Raw genomic sequence first — 21,789 nt, 5'->3', positions numbered from 1 at the left:
TTGTTTACCAAGGAGTTTTCCGTTTCGACTGCGCCGGAAGTGGGGCGAATTATAGGCTTCCAGAATCTGCCGTCAACCCAATTATTCAGTTTTCCTATCAAAAACCTCAAAAACCCGAAACTTCCACTATATAGATAGCAACGAGACAGTTTTTGCGCAATATATTGCTCATTCGCCGGCAGTTAAGCATCATAGCGCCACGTATTTATCGATCATGACTTCGGAAGAACTCCCGCAATGACCACCCCTCCTCGCAGCCTGGCATCCGCATTGTTTCCGATCGGCCTGCTATTAATCGCCATGGCGTCCATCCAATCCGGTGCGTCATTGGCCAAAAGCATGTTCCCTATCGTCGGAGCACAGGGCACCACTGCCCTGCGCTTGGTTTTTGCCAGTGTGATCATGCTGGTGCTATTACGCCCATGGCGCGCCACGCTGACAGCCAAGTCCTTGCGCACGGTGATCATTTACGGGATGGCGCTGGGCGGCATGAACTTCCTCTTCTATATGTCCCTTCGCACCGTACCGCTGGGGATTGCAGTAGCACTCGAATTCACAGGCCCGCTTGCCGTCGCTATTTATGCCTCGCGCCGAGCTGTCGATTTCCTGTGGATTGCCCTGGCAATCATTGGCCTGCTGCTGTTGATTCCGATGGGTGAGGCCAGTAGCGGTATCGACTGGATCGGCGCGGCTTACGCGCTGGGCGCAGGCGGATGCTGGGCACTCTATATTTTGTTCGGCCAAAAAGCAGGGAACGACAATGGTGTTCAGACCGCCGCACTCGGCGTGATGATTGCCGCCCTGTTCGTCGCACCGATCGGCATCGTGCATGCGGGCGCCGCGCTGCTGACACCTGCCCTGATCCCTATCGCCATCGGCGTCGCGATTCTCTCCACGGCCTTGCCCTATACGTTGGAGATGGTCGCGCTGACTCGGCTGCCCGCCCGCACGTTCGGCACGTTGATGAGTATCGAACCGGCGTTCGGCGCCCTTTCCGGCCTGTTCTTTCTGCATGAGCATTTATCTCTAGCCCAATGGCTGGCCATCACCTGCATTATCCTGGCTTCGGTAGGCGCCACGTTGACGATGCGTAACGAATCCAAACCGCTGGTGCCCGCCGACTGATCGTCTTTGAAGCCAGCGCTGGTATTTGCCGCTCATTTAGGCCATGTTTAGGCCGTAACCGAATGTCATTCATGGAGAATTTCGGCACGGACAGCATGAACGCTTCGCTCGAGAGCGAGTAAAGCGGCTCTGTTCTTTTGCAGGGCGGCTATTAAGGATGGGAATGAAACGAATTTTGATACTGTTGCTGGTTGTGGGCATCGCTGGCTGTGCTGCAACCACAAAAACAGAAGTGAAACGGGGTAAGAAAGGGCTGCATATCAACTGTTCGGGCCTGTCCTCCTCCTGGGACCAGTGCTACACCAGTGCTGCCAACTCATGCGGCGCCAAGGGCTACCGGGTGATCGCCAAATCCGGCGATAACTCCGAGGAGCCTGGGGACTACCCCTTCGGTCTCAACCCTGCCGGCTATACCAGCCGTAGCATGATCGTCATCTGCAAATAGTTGCCCGAGCAGTCTGTCCTGACTGCTCATCTTAAATCCCGGCCATTTGCGGCATGAAGGCTAAACTCCTGCTCGACCATCGAGCCAATGGAGTTCCCATGCCGCACAACAAGAAAATCGTATTAGTAGTGGGTGCCGGAGACGCAACCGGCGGCGCCATAGCCAGACGCTTTGCCCGCGAAGGCTACATCGCCTGCGTCACCCGTCGCAGCGCCGACAAACTGCAGCCCCTGGTAGACAGCATTCAGTCAGCCGGCGGTGAAGCCCATGGCTTTGCCTGTGATGCACGTAAAGAAGAAGACGTGATCGCACTGGTCGAGCAAATCGAAACCGAGCTGGGGCCTATTGAAGCGTTCGTCTTCAACATCGGCGCCAATGTGCCTTGCAGCATTCTGGAAGAAACCGCGCGCAAGTACTTCAAGATCTGGGAGATGGCGTGCTTCTCCGGCTTCCTGAACGCACGGGAAGTCGCCAAGCGCATGGTCACGCGCAACCGCGGCACTATCCTGTTCACCGGCGCCACCGCCGGCTTGCGCGGGAGCGCAGGGTTTGCCGCCTTCGCCGGCGCCAAACACGGGATACGCGCCCTGGCACAAAGCATGGCGCGGGAGTTGGGCCCGATGAACATCCATGTCGCCCATGTGGTGGTCGACGGCGCCATCGATACCGACTTCATTCGCGAGAATTTCCCGCAAAAGTACGCCCTCAAGGATCAGGACGCCCTCCTCAACCCTGACCATATTGCCGACAACTATTGGTTCCTGCATCGCCAGCCACGGGACGCCTGGACGTTCGAACTGGACCTGCGCCCCTGGAACGAAACCTGGTGACGCCCCCTATAACAATAAGCAGCGAGTACAGACCATGAGTAAAACCCTGGAGTTTTTCTTTGATCTCGGCAGCCCCGCCACTTACCTGGCCTATACCCAGTTGCCGGCGCTGTGTGCCGAAACCGGCGCACAGGTGGTGTATCAACCCATGCTATTGGGCGGTGTATTCAAGGCCACGGGCAATGCCTCGCCGATCACGGTGCCCGCCAAGGGTCGCTACATGCTCGATGACCTGGCGCGTTACGCCAAACGCTACAACGTGCCGCTCAGGTTCAACCCGCACTTTCCCATCAATACCTTGCTGCTGATGCGCGCTGTCACCGGCATTCAAATCCACCAGCCTGAGCGCTTCCTCGACTTCATCGACTGCCTTTTCCGAGCACTATGGGTGGAAGGCCGTCACTTGGGCGACCCAGAGGTCGTGGCCAATGTGCTCACCGAACAGGGGTTCGATCCCGAGCAGGTACTGGCCCTGTCAAACGATGCAGCCGTCAAGGACGCTCTCAAGGACAAAACCGAACAAGCCATTAAGCGCGGCGTGTTCGGCGCTCCCAGTTTCTTTGTAGGAAACCAGCTGTTCTTCGGCCAGGACCGTCTGGACTTTGTGCGTGAAGCGCTCAGCTAGATATCGATTGCAGCCGGCAATGCCTTGGCTGCAACCGATCAAATCGCCGCAGTGCGCACCTGCAACCACTCAAGCGCTGCACCATTGAGCAGCGGGCTCAAACGCTCACGCACCTGGGCGTGATACGCGTTGAACCATTCACGCTCATCCGCCGTCAGCAACGACGGCTCCAAGCACCGGGTATCAATCGGGCACAGGGTCAGGGTTTCGAACTTGAGGAATTCGCCAAACTCGGTCTTGCCCGCTTCACGGTTCAACACCAGGTTCTCAATGCGCACGCCCCAACGGCCAGGGCGATAAGTACCCGGCTCAATTGACGTAATCATCCCTGGCTGCATCGCCGTTTGTGGCGCCGCAGCGGCTTGATAGGCAATCACCTGCGGGCCCTCATGCACGTTGAGGAAATAACCTACGCCGTGGCCTGTACCGTGACCGTAGTCCACGCCTTCTGCCCAGATCGGTGCCCGGGCAATGGCATCCAGCAACGGTGAAAGAATGCCTTTGGGGAACTGCGCACGGGACAGGGCAATCACGCCCTTGAGTACCCGCGTGCAATCGCGCTTCTGTTCCTCACTCGGTGTACCGATGGGCACCATCCGCGTGATGTCCGTGGTTCCGCCCAGGTACTGGCCGCCCGAGTCGATCAACAGCAAGCCATCACCTTCGATCAGCGCATGCTCTTCTTCGGTGGCGTGGTAATGCGGCATCGCGCCGTTGGCATTGAAGGCGGCAATGGTGTTGAAGCTCAGCGATACATAGCCTGGGCGGCGGGTACGCGCAGCGGTCAGGTGTTCGTCAATCGTCAGTTCGGTAATGCGCTCGCGGCCCAGGGCACTGTCGAGCCAGGCAAAGAATTCGCACAGCGCCGCACCATCCTGTTCCATGGCTTGGCGGATATGTTCCGCGTCTGCCAGGCTCTTGCGGGATTTGGCCAGTGTGGTGGGGTTGAGGCTTTCAACCAGCTTGACGCCCGCGTCGAGGTTTTCCAGCAAGCCGGCGGTGACGCGGGCCGGGTCTACTTGCAAGCTTGCGCCCGCCGGTACCGCTCGCAGCGCGTGCGCCACCTCGCTGTAATCACGCAGGGTCACGCCATCCTGCTCAAGCACCGCCCGCAGAGGCGCATCGACCTTGCCCAACGCCACAAACAAAGTCGCCTGCTGCTGATTGATCAAGGCAAAGGACACAAACACCGGATTGAACGACACATCAGCGCCGCGCAGGTTGAATAGCCAGGCGATGTCATCCAGCGTCGCGATGAAATGCCAGTCGGCGCCCTTGTCTTTCAAACTGGCGCGCAAAGCGGCCAGTTTCTCGCCACGACTGACCGTGGCCTGGGGCGGCAGATGCTGATAGATCGGCTGGTTCGGCAGCGCCGGGCGGTCTTGCCAGACATCATTGAGTACATCGATATCGGTACGCAGACGCGCGCCACGCTCGGCCAACTTGCCACCCAGGGTGCGTGCCGAGGCCACGGCCATGACCGCGCCGTCCACCGCCACCACGCCACCCTCAGGGGTTTGCTCCGCCAACCACTCCAGCGGCCCAGGCTGACCCGGTTGCAGCTTCACCAACTCGATACCGCTGCCCTTGAGTTCCTTGGTCGCCTGTTCCCAGTAACGGCTGTCCGCCCAGACCCCGGCAAACTCCGCCGTGACGATCAGGGTGCCCACCGAACCATGAAAGCCGGACAACCACTGACGCCCTTGCCAGTAACCCGGCAAATATTCGGACAGGTGCGGGTCCGCCGATGGCACCAGCAGGGCATGAATGCCTTCGCGGCGAATCAGTTCACGGGTGTGCGCCAGGCGCTGGGGAACCGTTCCATGGGTCAAAGGCTGCGTACTCATTGTGTCTCCTGCTAACCACTAATAATTGTTATGTGTTGCGAATGATAAATCAGACCGCCCAGAATGCCGGCGCACTCGCCAACGCGGCCTTGATCAACTGCGCGGCCTGGTCGATATCCTGTTCGGTGGTGAACCGGCCCAGGCTCAAGCGAATAGTGCGAGCGGCACTGCGGGCGTCATGCCCCAAGGCCAGGAGCACATGGGACGGCGCATTGCTGGCCGAATTGCACGCTGAAGTCGCGGAAAAGGCAATGCCTGCACTCAATGCGGCTGAATTGAATTCGCCTTCGCTGAAGGTAAGGCTCAATGTGTGCGGAATACGCTGGGTTGGGCTGCCATTAAGACGCAAGCCGGCAACCGACGCCAACTGATCCAGCAAGCGCTGGCGCAGCGCGACAATCGTGGCCTTCTCATCCGCGAAAGACGCCGCCGCAAGGGCAAACGCCGTGCCCATACCGGCAATCTGATGGGTCGCCAGGGTGCCGGAGCGCAAACCGCCTTCGTGGCCACCGCCGTGAATCTGCGCCAATACCTTCTGCTGCGCCCGCGGCCCGACATATAACGCGCCGATGCCCTTGGGCCCATACAACTTATGAGCAGAGAACGACATCAGGTCCACCGGCCACTGGGCCAGGTCGATAGCCACCTTGCCCGTCCCTTGCGCCGCGTCCACATGGAACAACGCGCCCTGCTCACGCACCCGCGCGCCAATGGCCGGGATATCGTTGAGGGTCCCGAGTTCGTTGTTGACCAGCATCAGCGAGACAAGAAAGGTGTCCTCGCGCAAGGCTTCGCTGACCGCCTCGACGCTGATCAAGCCGTCTGCATCCGGTACCAGGTAAGTCACTGCCACACCGGCTTCCTGCAATTGCCGCGCGGTGTCCAGCGTGGCCTTGTGTTCGATCTGGCTGGTGATGATATGCCCACCCGCCACACCACGGCCCTGGGCCACGCCCTTGAGCGCAAGGTTGTTGGATTCTGTGGCACCGGAGGTCCAGACGATCTGCTCGGCCTGCGCCCCCACCAACTCGGCCACCTGGCGACGCGCCTGTTCAACCTTCTGCCTAGCCGCTTGGCCGAATGCATGGGAACTGGACGCAGGGTTGCCGAAATGGGCGTTGAAACCCAGACACTCGACCATCACCTGGATAACTCGCTCATCCACCGGCGTGGTGGCGGCGTAGTCGAAATACAACGGACGTTTATTCATGAGGTTAAAACTCGCAGAGCGTATTCCCAAGAGCAGCGTCTCGGGGGCATCGACCAGAACAGAGGTCGTCAGGTTTAACCGATCGAATGCCATTAAAGAAGGTAACTTTATTTAAATGTGCGTAGGAACGCTCCTGGAATTGAGCTTAACAGGCTGAAGTAGCCCCATGGCAAACAAAAAGCCCGAGGTTCCTTGTGGGAAGCCTCGGGCTTTTTGATGCAAGAAGCGCGCTCAACTGGGGCGGCCATGCAGGACCACGCTGCGCTCGGCGTTCATTTCACCTTGGCGATCAAAACCGAAAGGCTTTTGTGGCTGGCCAAGCAACGCGGCGCGCTGGCGTTGATAGTCGTCAAACGACAAGCCGCGACGGCCCAGGGCTTCCAGGGCCAACTGCTTGGTTTCCTCGGCCGTATAGGGACGCAACTCCGGGGAAGGCTGGGTCGCACAACCCGCAAGGACAGAGGTGACAAGTAAAAAGGAAACAGCGAGGAAACGTTTCATGGCGTTGGCCCTGCGAAGGTGGTTTCGAGTCAATGAACACAGGCTACTCCCGGCCCCTCTCGCTGAAAAATCATCGTCCGTGATAGTCGCTATCACGCGTATCGGCGCCTAGGCGGAAACACCTCCATATTCATTTAAGTTCTATAAATATAGAAACACCTTCATTTACGAATTAAGACGCTACCTCTATAAAGACTTTGCGTGCAGCCCGCTGCCCATCAGGCAACAGCCCTTCAACAAAGCCCGAACTCCCATGAGAGGTCACCATGCAGCTGTTCACCCTGCCGCCCTCGCCTGCCCTAGCCACCTCGATCCGCGCCACAGCCCAGGTTTTCGAAGACCCAAAGTCCCAGGCCCTGCTCGACCATATCCAGCAAGTGGCCCCCAGCGAAGCCAGCGTGCTGATCATTGGCGAAACCGGCACCGGCAAAGAACTTGTTGCACGGCATATCCACCACCTCAGTGCGCGGCGAAACCGGCCCTTCGTGGCGGTGAACTGCGGGGCCTTTTCGCAATCCCTGGTGGAAGCCGAGTTGTTCGGCCATGAGAAAGGCGCCTTTACCGGTGCCCTCAGCGCCAAGGCCGGCTGGTTCGAAGAGGCTGACGGCGGCACCTTGTTTCTAGATGAGATCGGCGATTTGCCGATGGCCATCCAGGTCAAGCTGCTGCGGGTGCTACAGGAGCGAGAGGTGGTGCGCCTGGGTTCGCGCAAGCGCATTGCTATCGATGTGCGAGTCCTGGCGGCCACCAATGTACAACTGGAAAAGGCCATCAATGTTGGGCGTTTCCGTGAAGACCTCTACTACCGCCTCAATGTAGTCAGCCTGGCATTGAGCCCGCTGCGCGAACGTACCGGCGATATCCTGCCACTGACCCGGCACTTCATCCAAACCTACAGCCAGCGCCTGGGTTACGGCCCGATCAGCGTGAGCCACCTGGCCGAGCATAAGCTCAAGCGCTACAGCTGGCCGGGCAATATCCGTGAGCTGGAGAACGTGATTCATCACACCCTGCTGATCTGCCGCAACGCTGTGATCGAACCCGACGACCTGCGCCTGTCGGGCCTGCGCATCGAACGCCAGAACGACAACGACACCGATCCCAGTGCAGAAGCCCTGCTGGCGCGGGCGTTTCAAAAGCTCTTCGAGGAACAGGCCGGCGCCCTGCATGAAAAGGTCGAGGACGCTTTATTGCGCGCTGCTTATCACTTCAGCCACCACAACCAAGTGCACACCGCCAACTTGCTGGGACTGAGCCGCAACGTCGCTCGCGCTCGCCTGATCAAGATCGGCGAACTGGCGGTAAGCAAGCGCAGGCCCGGGGAAAATGTGCAAGGCGAACGGATGCTGCACCTATCCATTTAGTCGGCAGTGCAAGGCATCGTCCTGATTGCGCTCAAAACTGCGCAGTACCTGGAATGCGCCAAAGGTCACGGCCGTGGCCCGGTGAGCACGGATCAGCGTCCAGAAATCTTCGCCGCCTTGCTCAAAACATTTAAAGGCGGCCTCACCCTCCTCGCGCGACTGCCATTGCAAATAATTGAGCACCCTGCGCCCGTCATCGCTGACCTGTACGCTGGCACTCAAGAAGCCGCCATGGCGCACGGCCAGACGCTCGCTCTGGGTGGCCAAGGCGGCCACCAGGGCGGATTGCTGACGGGGTTCGATGTGAAATTCGATCAGTTGAGTGAAGCTGCGACTCTTCTCTGATACCGGCATGAAAACTCCCCTCTCTCTGTAGGCAGAATCTTGCGATTCGATGCCACGCAGGGTAAAACCTCTAGTTAAGTCGAGGTCAAGCACTGTTTGGGAGAGGTTCATGCTCACTAAGGAACTCAGCGTCGGTCAGCTCGCAGCCCGCAGCGGCGTGGCGGTGACCGCCCTGCACTTCTACGAGGCCAAAGGGCTGATCAAGAGTAATCGCAATGCCGGTAACCAGCGGCGTTATCCACGTGATGTGCTGCGGCGCGTGGTGCTGATCAAGATCGCCCAGCGCTTGGGCATTCCGCTGGCCAACATTGGCGAGGCATTGCAGGCCTTGCCCGATGGGCGCACACCCAATGCTCAAGACTGGGAGCGCCTGTCGGCGTTGTGGCGTGAAGACCTGGATGAGCGCATCAACAAGCTGATGCTGCTACGCGACAAGCTCAATGGCTGCATCGGTTGCGGGTGCTTGTCGATGGAGGCGTGCCCGTTGCGCAATCAGGACGATAAGCTCGCTGAGTATGGGCCAGGCGCCCAGTTGCTGGAGCCCACCACACAGCCTTGATAAAAGCACCTCGTCGGTTGCCCGCAGACCACGCATTACGTGGCCTATAGTGAAATGCTCGTACCTCGACTCAAGGAGAACGTTATGAGCGTTAAAGCTATTCCCGAGGGTTATCAGGGCATTACCCCCTATCTGGGCATCAACGAGGCCGCAAAGGCAATCGAGTTCTACAAGAAGGCCTTTGGCGCCTCAGTGTTCATGCGCCTGGACATGCCTGACGGCAGGGTCGGCCATGCGGAACTGCGCATTGGCGAAGCGGTGATCATGCTGGGCACGCCCTGCGACGAAACGGCCCTGCGCAATCCCGACGCACATCCCAGTGTCGGCCTGCACCTGTATGTGAATGACGTGGACGAACAATTCAAACAGGCAATTGATGCCGGCGCCAGCGTGTTATCCAAGCCGCAGGATCAGTTCTATGGGGATCGCTCGGCGAGTGTGAAGGATCCGTTCGGGCACCTGTGGTTCCTGGCGACTCACAAGGAAGACCTGAGCGAGGAACAGATCCGCCAGCGTGCCATGCAAATGTTCAAGCAAGGCGGATAGTTGCAGCGCAATCAGCGCCCGGCATCAATCCCCTGTGGGAGCGGGCTTGCCCGCGATGGCGACGGGTCAGTCAATTAATCTGCAACTGAACCACCGCCATCGCAGGCAAGCCAGCTCCCACATTTAGACCTCAGCGCGTCAGATAGAAAGGCGTCGGCTGGCAGGCAGCTATGTCTCAAAGGTTACGCCACACACCCTGAAAGCGATCCTGAAACATTTTCTTTCATATCCCCCTTAGGGATTTCTCATTCTCATCCGTCTTAACTTAGATACAGCCTGTCGCGTCAGCAAAAGCTACGACTGGCCTTTTCCGGGCCTCTATCGCCCCCTCCGATCAAGACCCCCATTCATATGTCGAAGAAGTCACGCTCCAAACTCTGGTTTCTCGTCCATAGCTGGCTGGCATTGCCCATCTGGTTCTTTGTACTGATCGTCTGCGTCACCGGCACCCTGGCCGTGGTGAGCCAGGAAATCGTGTGGCTGGCCAACCCGGATATCCGCGCCAGCAAGCCGTCGGATGATGCCCAGCCGCTGAGCTTTGACCAGGTGATCGCGGCCATAAAGCGCGATGAACCCAAGGCTATTGTCCAGTCCATCATCCGCCCGGATGAATCGCACTTCGCGCTAAGCGTTGGCCTCAGCTACCCGGATGGGCGCTCCGTGGAGGTGTATGCCAACCCCTATACCGGCGCGATCCAGGGCATCAGCCCCTCGTTCAACTTCCAGCAATTCACCCGCGCCCTGCATGGTTGGTGGCTGGTGCCGTTCACCAATGGGTACAGCTGGGGCTGGTACCTGGTGTCTGCGTTGGGCTTGCCGCTGCTCGCTTCGCTGGTCACCGGGCTGGTTGTGTACAAGCGCTTCTGGAAAGGCTTCCTGCGCCCTACCCTGCGCATCCGCCACGGCGCGAGAATCTTCTGGGGCGACTTTCACCGTCTGAGCGGCATCTGGTCGATCTGGTTTATCGCGGTCATTTCAATCACCGGCACCTGGTTCCTGATCGAGGCTGTCCTGGGCGACAACCAGATATCCATTTCCAGCGAACCCATCGTGCCAGTGATTGCGCGGGAAAAGGTGCCGTTGTCGGCACCGGGCGTACCGGCACCGATGATCCCCATCGACAAGGCGATCGACATCGCCGCCGAGAAAATCCCCGGCCTGGACGCCAGCTTTGTGTTCATGCCAAGCAACGCCTACAGCCACCTGCAGATCGGCGGGCGTGGCTGGTACCCGTTGATGTTCCAGACCGCACAACTGAACCCCTATGACGGTGAAATCGCGCTCTCGAACTTATTGTCCGACCGCACCCCGCTGGAGTTCGTCACCGAGTCGATGCGCCCGCTGCACACCGGGGACTTTGGCGGTTTGTGGATCAAGCTGATCTGGGCGTTCTTCGGCCTGGTGCTGAGCATGATGGTATTGAGCGGCCTGCTGATCTGGACCAAGCGCACTGCCCTGGCCACCCTCAACGCCCTCAAGCGCGAGGCCAAGACGCAACGTCAAACCGCGCCCATCCCGGCCATGCACGCCGAAACCTCGGAGGCCCAGCGATGAGCAAGGTCGCGACCGTACCGCCGTCCCCGCTGCGCGCCTTCTGGCTGAAATGGCGTTTCCATATCAACATCCTGCTGTTGCTGGTGCCGTTGGGGTTCATGCCCAAGTACTTTGCCGACGCCGCGCTGTTTCGCGGGGATACCGGCATCGGCGAACGCGTGGCCGGGCAAGTGCAAGTCGGGCCCTGGAGCCTGACGCTGGCTGAGTTTCGCAACGAAGGCCCGAGCCCGGATCCGGCTGGCCCGATGAAGTTCTTCAACGCAGCCCTGTGCGACACCTGCGCCGAGCAGGTCAAGGCCACTTACCTGCGTATCGGCAAACCCCGCAGCCTGCGCGCCGCCGGAGTGATCTTCTTCGGCACGCCGTATCGCATGGGCGCCGCCCTGCCAATCCCCGAACGCACCCCGGCGGACGCCGAAATATGGGTGACCATGGAAGGCTGGGACGGAAGCATGCACCAGGGTTCCATCCCGCTGAGCCAGGCCTCGCCTGCCACCATTGCCTGGCTGAACAAGCAAGGAGTCAAACCATGATGTTCAAGCGCCTCACCCGCGCCGCGCTGTTGCTGTGCGCCGGCCTGAGCACCACCGCCTTCGCCCATAACCCGATGTGCGAATGCAAGGAAATCCCCGGCGAGCAGATCCAGTGCAAAGGCGGTTTTTCCGACGGCAGTGGCGCCCCCGGCGTAACCCTGGATGTGATCGGCTACGACGAAACCATCCTGGTGCCGGGCAAGCTCGGCGAGGATTCGACCCTGACCTTCAAGAAGCCCACCGCCGAGTTCTACGTGCTGTTCGATGCCGGCCCCGGCCACGTGGTGGAAATCGACCAAGCGGATATCCCGTCGCAATGAGTACCACACAGGTTGTACGCCCCGCCGGGGCGGGCCACGAAACCCTTTATGTGCTGCTGTTGTGTCTGATCATCCTCGCGGTGGCGGGCACGGTCGTGGCGCTGCACGGGGAAACCCAGGAAGTCGCGGCGGTACCAAGCCACCAGCTGGACGCCCGCCGCGACCTGAGCGCGGCCGAGCAAGGCATCTACGCCGACCTGCGGGTGACCCTGGATGAAATCCACCTGTTGCAGCAGGAGCACAGCGCCCTGCCGACGCCTGAGCAACTGGCCGAAGAAGGCTTCGCGCCGTTTGCCCAGGACGCCAGCTCGGTCAGCCGTGGTGGCCATCGCTGGGAGTTGCTGGCACCCGCCGCCTACCTGGGTTTGAGCCAGGCGCCGGCCACCAGCGGTTCGCTGCTGATGCGCGTGCAAGGCAGCGAGCCGGATATCTGGCTCAACCGCAGCGCCAACCTTGCCGCCCCGTCCGACCTCACTGACCAAGCGCTGATCGCGGCCGGCTGGCAGCAGGTGGTCGCGCAATTCGATGCCGGCGTCACCCGCCAGCACCGTCACTGAACGAGAAGACCGATTGCCCATGTCTATGTCATCGCCCCTGTTACGCCTGTTAATGGTTGGCCTGTTCAGCCTGATGCTCGCCCCCCTTGCCAACGCCGAGGCGGCCAAGCGCCTGCGTATCGGCATTACCTTGCACCCCTATTACAGCTATGTAACCAATATCGTGGGCGACAAGGCCGAAGTGGTGCCGCTGATTCCCGCCGGTTTCAACCCCCACGCCTACGAGCCGCGCGCCGAAGACATCAAGCGCATCGGCACCCTGGATGTCATCGTGCTCAACGGCGTCGGCCATGACGACTTCGCCGACCGCATGATCGCCACCAGCGAGCGCCCGGACATCAAGGTGATCGAAGCAAACGCCAACGTGCCGTTGCTCGCCGCCACCGGTAACGCGGCACGCGGTGCGGGCAAGGTGGTCAACCCGCACACCTTCCTGTCGATCAGCGCGTCGATTGCCCAAGTCAATAACATTGCCCGTGAGTTGGGCAAGCTCGACCCGGACAACGCCAAAACCTACACCCAGAACGCCCGCGCCTATGGCAAGCGCCTGCGCCAGATGCGCGCCGACGCCCTGGCCAAGCTGACCAGCGCGCCCAACCCGGACCTGCGCGTCGCCACTGTGCACGCGGCCTATGACTACCTGTTGCGCGAGTTTGGCCTGGAAGTCACCGCCGTGGTCGAGCCGGCCCACGGTATCGAGCCAAGCCCCAGCCAGCTGAAAAAGACCATCGATGAACTGCGCGCCCTGGATGTGAAAGTGATCTTCTCGGAGATGGACTTCCCGTCCACCTACGTCGATACCATCCAGCGTGAATCTGGAGTCAAGCTGTACCCGCTGTCGCATATTTCCTACGGCGAATACAGCGCCGAGAAGTACGAAGTGGAGATGACCGGCAACCTCAACACCGTGGTCCGCGCGATTCAGGAGTCGGGAGCATGACCGCCGCGCAGCAACTGAACGCCGCCAGCGTCGGCCCGACCCTGAACTTCGACCAGGTCTCGCTGACCCTGGGGCGCACCGTGATTCTCGATGGCGTGAGCTTCCAGGTACAGCCGGGCAGCATCCATGCGCTGGTCGGCCCCAATGGCGGCGGCAAAAGCTCGCTGATCAAGACCCTGCTGGGGCAAACGCCGCACCAGGGGCGCTTGAGCCTGGAGTGGCCAACCACACCCGGCACCGTCGGTTACGTGCCCCAGGCGCTGGAATTTGATCGGGGCCTGCCGATGACCGTGGACGATTTCATGGCTGCCATGTGCCAGCGTCGCCCGGCGTTTCTGGGCCTGTCCAGGCATTACGCGGCGGCGATTGGCGATGCCCTCGAGCGCGTCGGCATGCAAGACAAGCGCAAGCGCCGCATGGGCGCGTTGTCCGGCGGTGAGCGCCAGCGCGTACTGCTGGCCCAGGGGCTGATTCCTGCGCCGCAGTTGCTGGTGCTGGACGAGCCGATGTCGGCCCTCGACGAGGCGGGTATCCAAGTGTTCGAACGGCTGCTGAACGACTGGCGCCTGGCCGGGATTACGGTGCTGTGGATCGAGCACGACCTGGAGGCCGTGGGCCGCCTGGCGGATCGCGTCACCGGTCTGAACCGCCGCGTGCTGTTCGACGCCACACCCAAAGAGGCGCTGACCCCGGACCGCCTGCTCACTCTGTTCTCCACCCACCCTCGGAGCCCGGCGCCATGAATTATGAAGCCTTTCGCTTGATGGTCCAGGGCTGGGCCTCTTCCGGTTACCTGCCCGAAGCCCTGGCCTACGGTTTTGTGGTCAACGCCCTGCTCGCCGGCTTGTTGATCGGCCCGGTACTCGGCGGCCTGGGGACGCTGGTGGTGGTCAAGCGCTTTGCGTTTTTCTCCGAAGCGGTCGGCCATGCCGCACTGACCGGCGTGGCCGTGGGCATCCTGCTGGGCGAACCCTATACGGGGCCCTATGGCAGCCTGTTTGGCTACTGCCTGCTGTTCGGCATCCTGCTCAATTACCTGCGTAACCGCACCGGCCTGGCGCCCGACACCTTGATCGGCGTGTTCCTGTCGGTGTCCCTGGCACTGGGGGCAAGCCTGCTGCTGATCCTGGCCGGCAAGATCAACGTGCACATTCTCGAGAACGTGCTGTTTGGCTCGGTGCTGACGGTCAACGGCAACGACCTGCTGGTACTGGCCATTGTCGGCTCGCTGGTGATGGCCCTGGCATTGCCACTGTACAACCGCATCATGCTGGCCAGTTTCAACCCGCAATTGGCGGCAGTGCGCGGGGTGGCGGTGAAAAGCCTGGACTACTTGTTCGTGATCCTGGTGACCCTGATCACCGTGGCTGCGGTCAAGGTCATCGGCGCAATCCTGGTCGGTGCCTTGCTGGTGATTCCTGCCGCGGCGGCGCGCCTGTTGAGCCAGTCACTCAAAGGGTTTTTCTGGATCTCGGTGCTGATCGCTACCGTCAGCACCCTGTGCGGCATCCTGCTGCCGATCATCTTTGACCTGCCCATCCCCTCCGGCGCCGCCATCATTCTGGTTGCCGGGATCGCCTTCGCCTTCGCCGCCATCGCCCGTGGCGTTGTGCCCAGCCTCAAAGGGAATCTTGGATAATGCGCCCTGCCTTTCGCCCACTGGCCTTGGCCATCGCTTGCTTGATGAGTACGTCGGCGCTGGCCGTCGACGGTTTCGACGCCAAGGACTTCAAAGTCAACCAGGGCCTCGGTCACGCAGCCCTGACCAAGACCAAGCCGCCGGTCAAGGTGCTGGCCTCGCTGCCGATTACCTATGGTCTGGCCGAAGCGCTGCTCAAAGGCACCAACGTAGCGCTTGAACGCGCCGCGCCGGCCAATTTACCCGGCTCGCGGCAGGTGTCCTACTTCACCGGCCGCGGTGCTGCGGCATTGAACAAGTTGGCGCTGGACGCCGACGCGGCCATCGGCCTGCGCTCGCTGTGGGCCGATGACCCGCTGTACCCCGTGGCACGGCGCAGCAATATCCGCATCGTCGAAGTCGATGCCGCACGCCCGGTGGACGGTGGCTTGCCGGGTATCGCAGTACAACCGGGGGTCACCGATGGCTTGAACAGCCAACCCTGGCAATCGAGCAACAATATGGGGCGCATGGCCGACGTAATGGCCGCCGACCTGGGCCGCCTGGCCCCGGCAGCCAAACCCAGGATCGACGCCAACCTGGCCGCGCTCAAACAGCGTTTGCTCAAGCTCACCGCCGACAGCGAAGCGCGATTGGCCAAGGCCGACAACCTGAGTGTGGTCAGCTTGAGCGATCACTTCGCGTACCTGGTCAGCAGCCTGAACCTGGAAGTGCTCAGCACCGATGCACGGCCCGACGCCGAGTGGACGCCTGAGGCGCTGCAGAAACTCAGCGCCGAGTTGAAGGACAACGACGTGGCGGTGGTGCTGCATCACCGTCAACCGAGTGATGCGGTCAAAGCCGCCGTAAATGCCGGCGGCTCCAGACTATTGGTATTGAATGTGGACGGTGCCGACCCGGTGACGGAGTTGGAAACCAATGTGGACCAAGTGATCAAGGCACTTACGCCCTAGGCGAGCCACCGATCCGTCAGCGATAAACTCGGTTCAATGTGGGAGCTGGCTTGCCTGCGATGCGGGCGCCTCGGTTTATCAGGCATACCGAGTCGATGCCATCGCAGGCAAGCCAGCTCCTACATTGGATCGCGGTGCATCAGCCGCTACACCACATCCACCCCCACATGAATCGCATCATGCCGCCAGAACTCCAGGTCACAGTCGATCAGGCGTTGATGCTGGTCGTAGTTCACCCGGGCGATGCGCAAGCCCGGGCTACCCACCGAGACACGCAGCGCAGCGGCCGCTTCCACCGGCAGTGAGGTGGGCACAATTTCGAAACGCACCCGCCCGTAGTGCAAGTCATATTTGCGCGCATACAGCTCAGTCATCGACTGATTCAAATCGCACGCCAGGATCCCCGGAAAATACTGCGGGTTCAGGTAGTGCTCCACGTACAACACCAGGCGTCCGTCAATCCTGCGGCCCCGGCAAATCTGGATCACGCTCGACAACGCCGGCAATTGCAACCAAGCGCACACCGCCGCAGACGCCGGTTGCAAGCGTGCGGAAATGACCTGCGTGGAAGCCTCACGCCCCTGATCGCTGACCATCGCGTGAAAGTGGCTGCGCTGCATCAGGTTATAGGCCAGCCGTGGCGGCGAGACGAACCATCCCCGACGCTCTTCGCGGTAGATCTGCCCTTGGGCTTCCAGTTGTAACAAGGCTTCCCGCACGGTAATCCGAGTGGTACCAAACAACTCGCTGAGCTTGCGTTCGGCGGGCAGTTTGCTGGCAGGCGGCAACAGGCCATGGTCGATCTGCTCTTGCAGCGCCAGGCCGATGGAAGTTACCGCCTTGATTGCCTCATCACGCATCAACGTTACCTATCTGGACTAGACCAGCACCGTTCAGGTGCACAAAACGCGCTCTATCTGGGCTTTTGCTGCTGGGTGCCAGCCTAGGCACTCCAGATGACCGACAGATGACAAAGGCTGTCGACTGCGTCTTCCACACCCTGCAATACATCGGCCAAGTCCAAGGCCTGCGGCCACTTGGGCATGGTCTACGCTAAGTCGGAGCTGAACGACATCAGCGCTTCAAAAACGACATCGACATGAAACTGTCATCCAGGGGGCCTAGATTGGCTCAGGTATTGCTGACCTAGACCAAACCACCGCTAACGTTCAGATAAAACGCCGCGTTGAAAACGCCCAAAGGAGCTTCGGATGAAACAGCTTTTCCTGGCATCACTGTTAGGCTCGACCATTGCCATGTGCACCGCCGCCATGGCTGCTGATACCGATCTAAAAACCTTGGAAGCCGCCGCCAAAGCGGAGGGCGCCGTCAACAGCGTCGGCATGCCCGATGACTGGGCCAACTGGAAAGGCACCTGGGAAGACCTGGCCAAAACCTACGGCCTCAAGCACATCGACACCGACATGAGCTCGGCCCAGGAAATCGCCAAGTTCAAAGCCGAAAAAGACAACGCCAGCGCGGATATTGGTGACGTGGGCGCGGCCTTCGGCCCGATCGCGGTGAAGCAGGAAGTCACCCAGCCGTACAAACCGTCTACCTGGGCCCAGGTGCCGGATTGGGCGAAAGACAAAGACGGTCACTGGGCCCTGGCCTACACCGGCACCATTGCCTTTATCGTCAACAAGAAACTGCTGCACGGCTCCGAAGTGCCTACCACCTGGGCTGACCTGCAAACCGGCAAGTACAAGGTATCGGTGGGTGACGTGAGCACCGCCGCCCAGGCTTCGAACGCAGTACTCGCCGCGGCCATCGCCAACAAAGGCGACGAGAAAAACATCGCGCCGGGCCTGCAATTTTTCACCAAGATCGCCCAGCAGGGTCGCCTCTCACTGTCCAACCCGACCATCGCCACCATGGAAAAAGGCGAAGTCGAAGTGGGTCTCGTCTGGGACTTCAACGGCCTGAGCTACAAGGCCAAGATGGCCAACCCGGATGACTACGTGGTGCTGATCCCCTCGGATGGCTCGGTGAAATCCGGCTACACCACCATCATCAACAAATACGCCAAGCACCCGAACGCCGCCAAGCTGACCCGCGAATACATCTTCAGCGATGCCGGCCAGCTCAACCTGGCACGTGGCAACGCGCGTCCGATCCGCGCTGAAACCGACTTGAAACTGCCGGCGGACGTTGCCAAGAACCTGATCCCGGGCGAGCAGTACACCAAGGCCAACCCGCAGCCGATCAAGGATGCCGATGCCTGGGAAGCGACTTCCAAGAAGCTGCCACAGATGTGGAACGAGCAGGTCATCGTAGAAATGAAGTAATCGGTCTCTCTGATCGAGGTGCGGTCAGTGTGGGAGCTGGCTTTCCTGCGATAGCGGTCTGACACTCAATATTTGTGTCCACTGATACACCGCCATCGCAGGCAAGCCAGCTCCCACATTTGATTCCATTCCAAGTTGATACTGAGCCATACCATCTTGTTGCGGAGCCCCAGTCCCCCATGAAGCACAATGTCATCCTTGTGGTGCTCGACGGCCTCAACTTCGAGGTCGCCCGGCACGCCATGGGGCACTTGCAGGCCTATGTCGGCGCAGGACGCGCAGCCCTTTACACACTGGAATGTGAACTGCCTGCCCTGTCCCGCCCGCTGTACGAGTGCATCCTCACCGGCGTGCCGCCGATTCAAAGCGGTATCGTACACAACAACGTCTCGCGCCTGTCCAACCAGCGCAGCATTTTCCACTACGCCACCGACGCAGGCTTGAGCACCGCGGCGGCGGCTTACCATTGGGTCAGCGAGTTGTATAACCGCACGCCCTTTCTCGCCGCCCGCGATCGTCACACCGACGACCAGGCGCTGGCGATCCAGCATGGGCATTTCTACTGGAATGACCACTACCCTGATTCCCACCTGTTCGCCGATGCGGAAAGCCTGCGGATCAAGCACGCGCCAAACTTTTTGCTGGTGCACCCGATGAACATCGACGATGCCGGCCACAAGCACGGCCTCGACACCGCGCAATACCGCAACAGCGCACGCTCGGCGGACATCATCCTGGCCGACTACCTGCAAGGCTGGCTCGATGCCGGCTACCAGGTACTGGTCACCGCTGACCACGGCATGAACAACGACCGCTCCCACAACGGCCTGTTGCGCGAAGAACGAGAAGTGCCGCTGTTTGTCCTGGGTGACGCCTTCAGCCTGGACACTGACGCTGCGCCGAAACAGACCGACCTGTGCGGCACGGTCTGCGAACTGCTGGGCGTGCCCCACGACAAACCTGTGTGCCGGGAGTTGCTCAAGTGAATGCATTGACCCGCGGCAAATGGCTGGCCCTGCTATGCCTGCTGCCCTTCGCACTGTTCTTTATCGTGTTCGAAATCGCGCCGCTGGTGTGGGTGCTGATCAGCAGCCTGCAAACCGAAGAGGCCGGCTGGAGCCTGGAAAACTTCACCCGCATCTTCACCTCGAAGTTCTACCGGCAGGCGATCCAGTTCAGCCTGGAGATCAGTTTCTACTCCAGCATCTTCGGCATCATCATCGCCACCCTGGGTAGCTATTCACTGCGCCGAGTGGATTCGCCGCTGCGCAACTTTGTCACCGCGTTCGCCAACATGACCAGCAACTTCGCCGGCGTACCCCTGGCCTTCGCGTTTATCATCCTGCTGGGGTTCAACGGCAGCATCACCCTCATGCTCAAGCAGGCCGGGATCATAGAAGACTTCAACCTGTACTCGAAGACCGGCTTGATCATCCTGTATACCTACTTCCAGATTCCCCTCGGCGTGCTGCTGCTCTACCCGGCCTTCGACGCACTGCGCGAAGACTGGCGCGAGTCGGCCGCCCTGCTCGGCGCGAATGGCTGGCAGTTCTGGCGGCATATCGGCCTGCCGGTGCTCACCCCGGCCCTGCTCGGTACCTTTGTGATCCTGCTGGCCAACGCCCTCGGCGCCTACGCCACGGTCTATGCGCTTACTACCGGCAACTTCAACGTGCTGCCGATTCGCATTGCGGGCCTGGTGTCCGGCGATGTGTCGTTGGACCCGAACATGGCCAGTGCCCTGGCCGTGGTGCTGGTGGCGCTGATGACCGTGGTCACGGTGGTGCATCAATTGCTGCTCAAGAGGAGCTACCATGTCTCGCGCTGAAGCCGGCCCGGCCTCCCTCTACCATCGGGTGGTGGTGTACCTGTTGTTCCTGATCCTGGTGCTGCCTTTGGTAGGCACCTTTGTCTACTCGATTTCCAGCAGTTGGTCGGCAACCATCCTTCCCGCCGGCTTCAGCGTGAAGTGGTATGTACAGCTGTGGAGCGACCCGCGTTTTCTGATGGCCTTCGGGCAATCGTTGCTGGTGTGCGTGGGCGCACTGATCCTTTCGGTGGTGTTGATTTTGCCGCTGCTGTTCGTGGTGCATTACCACTTTCCCAAGCTCGACGCGCTGATGAACATCCTCATCCTGCTGCCCTTCGCGGTGCCGCCGGTGGTGTCCTCGGTGGGTCTGCTGCAACTGTACGGGTCCGGGCCGCTGGCGATGGTGGGCACGCCGTGGATTTTGATCGGCTGCTACTTCACCGTCGCGCTGCCGTTCATGTACCGCGCGATCACCAACAACCTGCAAGCCATCAACCTGCGCGACCTGATGGACGCTTCGCAACTGCTCGGCGCCAGCACCTGGCAGGCCGCGATCCTGGTGGTGCTGCCCAACCTGCGCAAGGGCCTGATGGTGGCGCTGCTGCTGTCGTTCTCGTTCCTGTTCGGCGAGTTCGTGTTCGCCAACATCCTCGTCGGCACCCGCTACGAAACCCTGCAGGTGTACCTCAACAACATGCGCAACAGCAGCGGCCATTTCACCAGTGCCGTGGTGATCTCCTATTTCTTCTTTGTGCTGGTGCTCACCTGGGCCGCCACGCTCTTGAACAAGGACAAAAGCCAATGAGCTTCGTCAGCGTCCAACACCTGCAAAAAGGCTACACCGGCACCCCGGTGTTCAGCGATATCAATTGCGAGATCGCCAAAGGCGAGTTCGTCACCCTGCTCGGCCCGTCCGGTTGCGGCAAATCCACCCTGCTGCGCTGTATCGCCGGGCTTACCCCGGTGGACAGTGGCCAAATCCTCCTGGATGGCCAGGACATCGTGCCCCTGAGCCCGCAGAAACGCCAGATCGGCATGGTGTTCCAGAGCTACGCGCTGTTCCCCAACATGACCGTAGAGCAGAACGTTGCCTTCGGCCTGCGCATGCAGAAAGTCAACGCCGACGACAGCCACAAGCGCGTACAAGAAGTGCTGCAACTGGTGGAGCTCAAGGACCTGGCCGGCCGCTACCCGCACCAGATGTCCGGTGGCCAGTGCCAGCGCGTCGCCCTCGCCCGCTCCCTGGTGACCCGCCCGCGCCTGCTGCTGCTCGATGAACCGCTGTCGGCATTGGATGCACGGATTCGCAAGCATTTGCGCGAACAGATCCGCCAGATCCAGCGCGAACTGGGGTTGACCACGATCTTCGTGACCCACGACCAGGAAGAAGCCCTGACCATGTCCGACCGCATCTTCTTGATGAACCAGGGCAAGATCGTGCAGAGCGGCGATGCCGAAACCCTCTATACCGCGCCGGTGGATGCGTTCGCTGCCGGGTTTATCGGCAACTACAACCTGCTCGATGCCGACAAGGCCAGCCAACTGCTGCAACGGCCGATCAGCGGGCGCATCGCGATTCGCCCCGAAGCCATCGAGTTGAGCCGCAGCGGCGAGCTCGATGCGCTGGTGCGTAGCCACAGCCTGCTGGGTAACGTGATTCGCTACCGCATCGAAGCCCGCGGTGTCGAGCTGGTGGTGGACGTACTCAATCGTTCGGCCGACGACCTGCACCCGGATGGCCAGCGCCTGGCACTTTCCATCGACCCCAGCGCACTGTGTGAAGTAGCCTGACAGGCAG

At 60.7% G+C, this 21,789-nt stretch carries 25 protein-coding genes; 20 read left to right on the top strand and 5 right to left on the bottom strand.

Annotated elements, in window-relative coordinates:
* The first annotated feature begins 237 nt into the window (after window positions 1–237).
* The 4 genes from rhtA (at window position 238) to E1K68_RS10060 (ending at window position 3,025) form a co-directional block, all read left to right on the top strand.
* Entirely contained in the window at window positions 238–1,125 is an 888-nt protein-coding gene (rhtA, locus tag E1K68_RS10075; RefSeq protein ID WP_212614025.1) for a threonine/homoserine exporter RhtA, read from the top strand.
* Between the two features lie 163 nt (window positions 1,126–1,288).
* The gene (locus E1K68_RS10070) at window positions 1,289–1,570 is read left to right on the top strand and encodes a hypothetical protein (RefSeq protein ID WP_003190182.1); all 282 of its coding nucleotides are present in this window, start codon (window positions 1,289–1,291) and stop codon (window positions 1,568–1,570) included.
* Between the two features lie 98 nt (window positions 1,571–1,668).
* On the top strand, window positions 1,669–2,400 hold the full coding sequence (locus E1K68_RS10065; protein WP_212614024.1) for an SDR family oxidoreductase: 732 nt from the start codon (window positions 1,669–1,671) through the stop codon (window positions 2,398–2,400).
* Between the two features lie 34 nt (window positions 2,401–2,434).
* A complete protein-coding gene (locus E1K68_RS10060; protein WP_003190179.1) occupies window positions 2,435–3,025 on the top strand; it encodes a 2-hydroxychromene-2-carboxylate isomerase in 591 nt (196 codons plus the stop codon).
* A gap of 38 nt (window positions 3,026–3,063) precedes the next feature.
* On the opposite strand, the gene E1K68_RS10055 is transcribed toward E1K68_RS10060, so the two are convergent.
* The 3 genes from E1K68_RS10055 to E1K68_RS10045 all read right to left on the bottom strand — a co-directional run bounded on the left by E1K68_RS10055 (window position 3,064) and on the right by E1K68_RS10045 (window position 6,583).
* Window positions 3,064–4,872, bottom strand: a complete 1,809-nt coding sequence (locus E1K68_RS10055) for an aminopeptidase P family protein (protein WP_212614023.1) — start codon at window positions 4,870–4,872, stop codon at window positions 3,064–3,066.
* Between the two features lie 49 nt (window positions 4,873–4,921).
* Window positions 4,922–6,082, bottom strand: a complete 1,161-nt coding sequence (locus E1K68_RS10050) for an aminotransferase class V-fold PLP-dependent enzyme (RefSeq protein ID WP_212614022.1) — start codon at window positions 6,080–6,082, stop codon at window positions 4,922–4,924.
* Window positions 6,083–6,313: 231 nt separating this feature from the next.
* Complete coding sequence (locus E1K68_RS10045; RefSeq protein ID WP_212614021.1) at window positions 6,314–6,583, bottom strand: hypothetical protein; 270 nt, start codon at window positions 6,581–6,583, stop codon at window positions 6,314–6,316.
* Window positions 6,584–6,849: 266 nt separating this feature from the next.
* On the opposite strand from E1K68_RS10045, the gene E1K68_RS10040 reads away from it, so the two are divergent.
* Entirely contained in the window at window positions 6,850–7,947 is a 1,098-nt protein-coding gene (locus E1K68_RS10040) for a sigma-54 dependent transcriptional regulator (RefSeq protein WP_034134999.1), read from the top strand.
* On the opposite strand, the gene E1K68_RS10035 is transcribed toward E1K68_RS10040, so the two are convergent.
* Window positions 7,936–8,301, bottom strand: coding sequence for an antibiotic biosynthesis monooxygenase (locus tag E1K68_RS10035; RefSeq protein WP_003190171.1), 366 nt, complete (start codon window positions 8,299–8,301; stop codon window positions 7,936–7,938). The two genes, E1K68_RS10040 and E1K68_RS10035, sit on opposite strands and share 12 nt — an antisense overlap.
* Before the next feature lie 100 nt (window positions 8,302–8,401).
* Between E1K68_RS10035 and soxR the strand changes: the two genes are divergently transcribed.
* The 10 genes from soxR to E1K68_RS09985 all read left to right on the top strand — a co-directional run bounded on the left by soxR (window position 8,402) and on the right by E1K68_RS09985 (window position 15,893).
* The gene (gene soxR / locus E1K68_RS10030; protein ID WP_034135000.1) at window positions 8,402–8,851 is read left to right on the top strand and encodes a redox-sensitive transcriptional activator SoxR; all 450 of its coding nucleotides are present in this window, start codon (window positions 8,402–8,404) and stop codon (window positions 8,849–8,851) included.
* Window positions 8,852–8,935: 84 nt separating this feature from the next.
* Window positions 8,936–9,397, top strand: a complete 462-nt coding sequence (locus tag E1K68_RS10025) for a VOC family protein (protein ID WP_094775472.1) — start codon at window positions 8,936–8,938, stop codon at window positions 9,395–9,397.
* 351 nt (window positions 9,398–9,748) lie between these two features.
* Window positions 9,749–10,951, top strand: a complete 1,203-nt coding sequence (locus E1K68_RS10020; RefSeq protein ID WP_003190166.1) for a PepSY domain-containing protein — start codon at window positions 9,749–9,751, stop codon at window positions 10,949–10,951.
* Window positions 10,948–11,484, top strand: a complete 537-nt coding sequence (locus tag E1K68_RS10015) for a hypothetical protein (protein ID WP_003190164.1) — start codon at window positions 10,948–10,950, stop codon at window positions 11,482–11,484. The genes E1K68_RS10020 and E1K68_RS10015 overlap by 4 nt, the downstream gene beginning before the upstream one ends.
* The gene (locus E1K68_RS10010; protein WP_003190163.1) at window positions 11,481–11,804 is read left to right on the top strand and encodes a hypothetical protein; all 324 of its coding nucleotides are present in this window, start codon (window positions 11,481–11,483) and stop codon (window positions 11,802–11,804) included. The genes E1K68_RS10015 and E1K68_RS10010 overlap by 4 nt, the downstream gene beginning before the upstream one ends.
* Window positions 11,801–12,361: a DUF6162 family protein gene (locus tag E1K68_RS10005; protein WP_003190160.1), complete on the top strand. Its 561-nt coding sequence runs from the start codon at window positions 11,801–11,803 to the stop codon at window positions 12,359–12,361. Before E1K68_RS10010 ends, E1K68_RS10005 begins: the two co-directional genes overlap by 4 nt.
* 19 nt (window positions 12,362–12,380) lie before the next feature.
* Window positions 12,381–13,301, top strand: coding sequence for a metal ABC transporter substrate-binding protein (locus tag E1K68_RS10000; protein ID WP_034135210.1), 921 nt, complete (start codon window positions 12,381–12,383; stop codon window positions 13,299–13,301).
* Entirely contained in the window at window positions 13,298–14,044 is a 747-nt protein-coding gene (locus E1K68_RS09995) for a metal ABC transporter ATP-binding protein (protein WP_169912195.1), read from the top strand. Before E1K68_RS10000 ends, E1K68_RS09995 begins: the two co-directional genes overlap by 4 nt.
* Entirely contained in the window at window positions 14,041–14,940 is a 900-nt protein-coding gene (locus tag E1K68_RS09990; RefSeq protein ID WP_054897877.1) for a metal ABC transporter permease, read from the top strand. Before E1K68_RS09995 ends, E1K68_RS09990 begins: the two co-directional genes overlap by 4 nt.
* Window positions 14,940–15,893, top strand: a complete 954-nt coding sequence (locus E1K68_RS09985) for a zinc ABC transporter substrate-binding protein (protein WP_212614020.1) — start codon at window positions 14,940–14,942, stop codon at window positions 15,891–15,893. Before E1K68_RS09990 ends, E1K68_RS09985 begins: the two co-directional genes overlap by 1 nt.
* Window positions 15,894–16,039: 146 nt before the next feature.
* Here E1K68_RS09985 and E1K68_RS09980 read toward each other — a convergent pair whose 3' ends face one another.
* On the bottom strand, window positions 16,040–16,753 hold the full coding sequence (locus E1K68_RS09980) for a UTRA domain-containing protein (protein ID WP_034135004.1): 714 nt from the start codon (window positions 16,751–16,753) through the stop codon (window positions 16,040–16,042).
* 351 nt (window positions 16,754–17,104) lie between these two features.
* Between E1K68_RS09980 and E1K68_RS09975 the strand changes: the two genes are divergently transcribed.
* The 5 genes from E1K68_RS09975 (at window position 17,105) to E1K68_RS09955 (ending at window position 21,782) form a co-directional block, all read left to right on the top strand.
* Window positions 17,105–18,181, top strand: coding sequence for an ABC transporter substrate-binding protein (locus E1K68_RS09975; RefSeq protein ID WP_003190150.1), 1,077 nt, complete (start codon window positions 17,105–17,107; stop codon window positions 18,179–18,181).
* A gap of 179 nt (window positions 18,182–18,360) precedes the next feature.
* On the top strand, window positions 18,361–19,167 hold the full coding sequence (locus E1K68_RS09970; RefSeq protein ID WP_003190148.1) for an alkaline phosphatase family protein: 807 nt from the start codon (window positions 18,361–18,363) through the stop codon (window positions 19,165–19,167).
* Window positions 19,164–20,009 (top strand): ABC transporter permease subunit, encoded by an 846-nt coding sequence (locus tag E1K68_RS09965; protein ID WP_003190145.1) that lies wholly within the window; start codon window positions 19,164–19,166, stop codon window positions 20,007–20,009. The genes E1K68_RS09970 and E1K68_RS09965 overlap by 4 nt, the downstream gene beginning before the upstream one ends.
* Complete coding sequence (locus tag E1K68_RS09960; RefSeq protein WP_003190144.1) at window positions 19,996–20,796, top strand: ABC transporter permease; 801 nt, start codon at window positions 19,996–19,998, stop codon at window positions 20,794–20,796. The genes E1K68_RS09965 and E1K68_RS09960 overlap by 14 nt, the downstream gene beginning before the upstream one ends.
* Window positions 20,793–21,782 (top strand): ABC transporter ATP-binding protein, encoded by a 990-nt coding sequence (locus E1K68_RS09955; protein WP_003190143.1) that lies wholly within the window; start codon window positions 20,793–20,795, stop codon window positions 21,780–21,782. The genes E1K68_RS09960 and E1K68_RS09955 overlap by 4 nt, the downstream gene beginning before the upstream one ends.
* Window positions 21,783–21,789 lie beyond the last annotated feature (7 nt).

The organism is Pseudomonas sp. B2021 (genome assembly GCF_018135665.1).
Lineage (GTDB): Bacteria > Pseudomonadota > Gammaproteobacteria > Pseudomonadales > Pseudomonadaceae > Aquipseudomonas > Aquipseudomonas lactis.
This window is presented reverse-complemented; position numbering and strand designations above follow the sequence as displayed.